The 5925-nt window shown below is 42.2% G+C and carries 5 protein-coding genes and 1 tRNA gene; 2 read left to right on the forward strand and 4 right to left on the reverse strand.

The annotated features are described in order from the left end of the window. Positions 1-144: 144 nt before the first annotated feature. The 4 genes from V7Q33_RS22610 to V7Q33_RS22625 all read right to left on the reverse strand — a co-directional run bounded on the left by V7Q33_RS22610 (position 145) and on the right by V7Q33_RS22625 (position 4623). Positions 145-1413: an adenylosuccinate synthase gene (locus tag V7Q33_RS22610; protein ID WP_331977077.1), complete on the reverse strand. Its 1269-nt coding sequence runs from the start codon at positions 1411-1413 to the stop codon at positions 145-147. A gap of 24 nt (positions 1414-1437) precedes the next feature. Next, complete coding sequence (locus V7Q33_RS22615; protein ID WP_331977079.1) at positions 1438-1767, reverse strand: STAS domain-containing protein; 330 nt, start codon at positions 1765-1767, stop codon at positions 1438-1440. A gap of 3 nt (positions 1768-1770) precedes the next feature. Beyond that, the gene (locus V7Q33_RS22620; RefSeq protein ID WP_331977080.1) at positions 1771-2244 is read right to left on the reverse strand and encodes a Fur family transcriptional regulator; all 474 of its coding nucleotides are present in this window, start codon (positions 2242-2244) and stop codon (positions 1771-1773) included. Between the two features lie 159 nt (positions 2245-2403). Continuing rightward, positions 2404-4623, reverse strand: a complete 2220-nt coding sequence (locus tag V7Q33_RS22625) for a RelA/SpoT family protein (RefSeq protein WP_331977082.1) — start codon at positions 4621-4623, stop codon at positions 2404-2406. A gap of 121 nt (positions 4624-4744) precedes the next feature. Between V7Q33_RS22625 and V7Q33_RS22630 the strand changes: the two genes are divergently transcribed. Next, positions 4745-4829 (forward strand) — tRNA-Leu (locus V7Q33_RS22630). Between the two features lie 80 nt (positions 4830-4909). Beyond that, positions 4910-5925: trigger factor (locus V7Q33_RS22635; RefSeq protein ID WP_333821395.1), on the forward strand; the 1016-nt coding region annotated here is incomplete at its 3' end.

Below are 5925 nucleotides of genomic sequence, written 5' to 3' on the forward strand. Positions count from 1 at the left end.
TTCAACAACCCCTCAAAAAATCAAGATCTACTCCAAAATGTCAAAATTCTTCTGCCTTTTCTCTCGCCGACTGCGATTGGGGTTGCAAAGGTAGAAGAAGCTTTTGGTGCTGCAAGTGCTGATTAAAAATATTTTACGAGAGTGTTAATTCCGATGTATAGTCTCGGTACGATCAGGGCCTACTGATACCAATGTTATAGGAACATTTAGTTCAGTTTCCAGAAACTTTATATAGTCATTTAACTCAGATGGCAAACTTTGTTTTGATTTTCGCAAGTCAGAATTCCATCCTTTCATCTCAGTATAAATTGGAGAAATTTTTTCATTGACTTGCTCGTACGGTATCATATCGGTGATTGTACCGTCTTTCAACTGGTATTTTGTACAAATTTTTATGGTCGAAAAAATACTGAGCACATCTGCTTTCATCATCAATAGTTGTGTAACACCGTTGATCATGATCGAATATTTTAATGAAGGCAAGTCAATCCATCCGCATCTGCGAGGTCTTCCTGTTGTAGATCCAAACTCATTTCCTTCCTTGCGCATTAATTCTCCCTGATCGTCCAACAATTCTGTTGGGAACGGACCGCTGCCAACGCGGGTGCTATACGCCTTAAAGATTCCATACACCTCTCCTATGTTTCGAGGTGCCACACCGAGCCCTGTGCAGGCACCGGCTGTAACAGTATTGGAACTGGTAACGAATGGATAGCTTCCAAAATCTATATCAAGCAATGCTCCCTGTGCACCTTCTGCCAGGATACTGGAGCCTCTTTTTAATTCTTCGTTCAGGAAATATTCACTTTCAATGAGATTGAATCCTTTCAGGAAATCTATAGCATCCAGGAACTGGCTTTCCAATTCATTCCAATTAAACTCTACTTGATGTTCTTTCAATATCTTGAAGTGGATATCTGTGAGTTTCTTCAAACGGTCTTTGAAATTATCGGCAAGAATATCTCCAACGCGCAGACCTTGTCTTCCTATCTTATCCTGATAGGTAGGGCCAATACCTTTTAAGGTTGATCCGATTTTATTCTCGCCTTTTGCTTTTTCGTAAGCAGCGTCCAATAAACGGTGTGTTGGCAGGATCAATGTTGCTTTTTTGGATATAAAAAGATTCTTTTTGGTATTGAGGTTGTACTTGGCCAGTTTTTCAATTTCGGTTTTGAAAATGATTGGGTCTAATACAACACCATTCCCTATCACATTCCGGGTGGTTTCTCTGAAAATACCAGAAGGTATTTGATGCAGAACGTGTTTTATGCCATCAAACTCTAGGGTGTGACCTGCGTTGGGACCTCCTTGAAATCTTGCAACAACATCGTACTTCGGTGCCAGTACGTCCACAATCTTTCCTTTACCTTCATCGCCCCATTGAAGGCCCAATAAAACATCTACCTTAGACATTCGTGAAAATCTTAAATATATAGTTTACTTAATTACTTCTGTTTCCGATTGTATGATCTGGAAAATTGCATTCAGCTTGGTGATAACCAATAACTTCTGAACACTTTCGGATGGCCTCATCAAATAAACCTCTCCGCCTTTATTTCTGAATTTTGTAAGAATCGTAATTAACACGCCAATACCGCTACTATTAATATAGCGCAGGTTCGAAATATCAATTATACAGGCCAGCACTTTTTCGTGAATGGCGTTCGTGGCTATCTCCAGAATAGCGGTGCCGTTGTCTTCTCCGATCAGATCTCCCGAAAGGCTAATCAGCAGTCGTTCTTTTTTTATTTCGTGGGTGAAGTTCATAGGCTAGTTTGAAGCGGCAATCTTGTTCTCGCAATTCTGCTTGGTGCAGGATGCGTACAATATCAGGGAGTGGTGCACAACATTAAAATGTAAAATCTCCTCTACTGTATTCTGAATGTTTTGAATGCGCGGATCACAAAACTCAACCACTTTATGACATTCGGTACAGATCAGGTGATCGTGTTGTTTATATCCATACGACTTTTCGTACTGGGCCAGGTTCTTGCCGAATTGATGTTTACTTACCAAGTCGCATTCTACGAGAAGATCCAGCGTATTATAGACGGTGGCACGACTTACCCTGTAATTTTTATTTTTCATGCTGATGTAGAGTGATTCTACATCGAAATGACCATCGCGAGAATAGATCTCTTCCAGGATCGCGTAGCGTTCTGGTGTTTTCCGTAATTCCTTGTTTTCAAGGTATGCGGTGAAGATCTTCTTTACTTCTTCGTATAATTTTGGATTGAGTGCCATGAATTAACGGGCAAAGATAATCAGGTTTGGATGATTTGCACTACTTGTTATAACTCTCCGTATAATCAGGGAGTTAACCTTAAAACCATGTGAGGCACCACATGCGTGGATTGACCGGCAAAACAGTCCATCGTCTATTCCAAGAATATTTGTCAATGCTTATTCTTTTGAATCAAAACGGCTCACTTTCACCACTCCTTCCACACTACGCAGTTTCTCTATGAGCTGTTCGAGGTGACGGGTGTCATTTACATAAAGCATAATCTCGCCCTCAAAGATTCCGGAGTCGGTGTGAATGGACATGGAGCTCATATTTACTTTCAACTCTTCCGAAATGATTTTCGAAACATCATTAATAAGGCCTACCCGATCAGTACCACGAATCTTCAAACCGGTAAGAAATGCCACTTCATGTTGAGAAGTCCACTTAGCCTTTACAACCCGGTTGCCATGATGCGATAACAACTCGGGGGCGTTCGGGCAATTCGTGCGGTGGATTTTTATCCCCTCACTAACCGTTACAAAACCAAAAACATCATCACCAGGAATTGGTGTACAGCACTTGGCGAGTTTATAATCTACCACGTCCATATCCTCTCCCACTAGCAGGATATCTTCGTAGCGACCTTTCATCTTCGTAATCTCCTGCTCGATGGTTTTCGCATCTGCCACCTGAACATTTGGACGGTTTTTGAGCGGAGAAGTCGGTTTATTTTCAACAAACTTCTTGATGTCGGCCGCAGTAATGAAACCCCTTCCCACCCGATAGTATAATTCGAAATTCGCCTGCACTTTGAAATGCTCACGCATCTGTTCCAGTAACTGCTGTGTAGGATCTTCTTTCAGCTGACGAAGTTTTCGCAGCAGAATTTCTTTTCCTTCTTCTGCAGATTTCTTCTTGTCTTCTTTCAGTTCATCTTTAATGCGCGACTTGGCTTTGGAACTCACTACAAAACGCAGCCAGTCTTCATGCGGCTTCTGTTTGGCGGAAGTAAGGATTTCGATCTGGTCGCCATTCTTCAACACATAGTTGATGGGTACCAGTTTATTATTGACTTTGGCACCAATGCATTTGGAGCCCACTTGTGTATGAATTTCAAAAGCGAAATCCAGCGCAGTAGCTCCATAAGGCAATGTTTTTAGTTCGCCTTTAGGAGTAAAGACAAATACTTCTTCACTAAAAAGATTACCGCGGAAATCATCAACAAAGTCCAAGGCAGAGTGATTATTCTGTTCGAGCAGATCACGCACACGTGCCAGCCATTTTTCGAGGTTGGATTCTGCCGTGGTATTGGTATCTTTATATTTCCAGTGCGCCGCATAGCCTTTCTCAGCAATTTCATCCATGCGTTTGCTTCGAATCTGTACCTCCACCCACTGCCCGTTCTTCGCCATAACCGTGGTGTGCAGCGATTCATAACCATTGGCTTTCGGTGTACTGATCCAATCGCGAAGGCGATCGGGGTTCGGTGTGTAATAATCCGTTACGATGGAATATACCTGCCAGCACAACGCCTTCTCATGTTCCATAGAGGTATCGAGTATGATGCGGATGGCAAACAGGTCAAATACCTCTTCGAAAGGTATATTCTGCTTGCGCATTTTATTCCATATAGAGTGGATGGACTTGGGGCGACCCTTGATCTCATATTCGATACCGAGTTTATCCAGCTCCTCTTTAATAGGAACCATAAACTGCTTGATGAATTTATTTCGTGCAGCTTTTGTGGCATCTATTTTCTCTGCGATAGAACTGTATATCGGGCGGTCAGTGAAGCGTAGGTAAAGATCTTCCAGCTCTGTTTTGATGGCATTTAGCCCCAGACGGTGCGCCAATGGAGCATAGAGATAGATCGTTTCGTTGGCAACTTTTAGCTGTTTGTTGCGCGGCATGCTGTCGAGTGTACGCATGTTGTGCAGGCGATCGGCCAGCTTGATGAGGATCACCCGCACATCTTCCGACAAGGTGAATAGCATTTTGCGGAAGTTCTCAGCCTGCTGCGAAGTTCCATATTCAAAAACACCTCGAATCTTTGTAAGACCATCGATAATGCGGGCGATCTTTTTGCCAAACATCCGTTCAATGTCAGCAAGCTCAATGTCAGTATCTTCTACCACATCATGCATGAGGGCTGCTATAATTGAGGTGGTACCCAGCCCGATTTCCTCCACGCATATTTCCGCTACAGCCAGCGGATGGAAAATAAATGGTTCCCCAGACTTTCTGCGCATGTCCTTATGCGCTTCAAGGGACAGGGTAAAGGCTTTTTTTATCAGTTTAGCATCGCCATCTTTTAGAATAGGCTTGGCTTTGCGTAGTAATCTTCTATAACGACTGATGATCTCTTTTTTCTCCTGCTCAGCATCGATTACCATCATGTAGTATCTATTAATTTGAGGCGGATTTTAAGGAATTTTGAGCCCTTTTCCGCAGTTAATTAATTAAAATCGTAAACTATTCTTTATTTCTGAATAATCTCTAAATTTGCGCCTCCAATTTCCGGATGTGGCGTAATTGGTAGCCGTGCCAGACTTAGGATCTGGTGCCGCAAGGCGTGGGGGTTCGAGTCCCTCCATCCGGACCATCTAACCCTCTATGTTCGTAACAATACGCGGGCATTGAGGGTTTCTGGCTTCTTAGGTAAATAATCAAACGTTATAAGCTTTGGAAATAACACTGAACAAAAAGACCAACACTGAAGGTGTAATTAAAATTAAATTAACCGAAGGTGATTATCAACCCCACGTTGAAGAAAAAGTAAAAGATTATTCGCGCAAAGCCAACATCAAAGGCTTTCGCCAAGGGAAAGTTCCGAGTGGTGTGATCAAAAAAATGTTCGGAAAATCTATCCTCGTTGACGAGATCAATCACCTGCTTTCTCATAAGCTTTCTGACTATATCAAAGATAACAACATCAAGATTTTAGGTGATCCGCTTCCTAACCAGGAGAAGGCCCGCCAGATTGATTGGGATGCACAAAAAGATTTCGAGTTTGAGTACGAGATTGGCATGGTGGAAGATTTCAGCTATGAAGTATCTTCTAAGGTAAAAGTAAATTCTTATCCGATCGAAGTAGATCAAAAGACAATCGATGAGACTCTTACCGATCTGAAGAAACGTTTTGGCAAAGTAAGTTATCCTGAAACTTCTGAGGCTGACGATAATCTTTTTGGAGAATTGAGCGCGAAAGAAGGCGACTTTAAAAAGGAGCACGCGTTCATCGCCATCGAAAAAGTAGAAAAGAAAGAACAAAAGAAATTCATCGGGCTGAAGAAAGATGAAGAGGTTGAATTCGAAATAAGCAAGCTGTTTACCGAAGATGCCGACGTAGCTCAACTCCTCGGTGTTTCTGAAGAAGAAGCAAAGGCTGCGAAAGGAAAATATACTTTCAAGATCAATACCATCAGCCGTGTAGAGCCTGCTGCTGTAAACTCCGAATTATTCGACCGTGTATTCGGTAAAGATGTAGTTACCACTGAAGAAGACTTTATTAATAAAGTAAAAGAAACGATAAGCGAGAACTACAAGCGCGAAGCGGAACATTTCCTCGATCACAACATCGAAGATTACTTCATTCAAAATACATCCATTAACCTACCGGATGACTTTCTGAAGAGCTGGCTCAAATCAAGCAGCAATGGCGAGGTTACTGAAGAAGTTATCAGCAAAGAATTTGAGCA

Source organism: Ohtaekwangia sp. (genome assembly GCF_036786105.1).
In the GTDB taxonomy this organism is placed as follows: Bacteria; Bacteroidota; Bacteroidia; order Cytophagales; family Cyclobacteriaceae; genus Ohtaekwangia.

What these genes read in the sequence shown, in the direction of transcription:
- V7Q33_RS22610 (WP_331977077.1), bottom strand. Translation starts at nt 1,413, where the DNA reads ATGTCTAAGGTAGATGTTTTATTGGGCCTTCAATGGGGCGATGAAGGT.
- V7Q33_RS22615 (WP_331977079.1), bottom strand. Translation starts at nt 1,767, where the DNA reads ATGAACTTCACCCACGAAATAAAAAAAGAACGACTGCTGATTAGCCTT.
- V7Q33_RS22620 (WP_331977080.1), bottom strand. Translation starts at nt 2,244, where the DNA reads ATGGCACTCAATCCAAAATTATACGAAGAAGTAAAGAAGATCTTCACC.
- V7Q33_RS22625 (WP_331977082.1), bottom strand. Translation starts at nt 4,623, where the DNA reads ATGATGGTAATCGATGCTGAGCAGGAGAAAAAAGAGATCATCAGTCGT.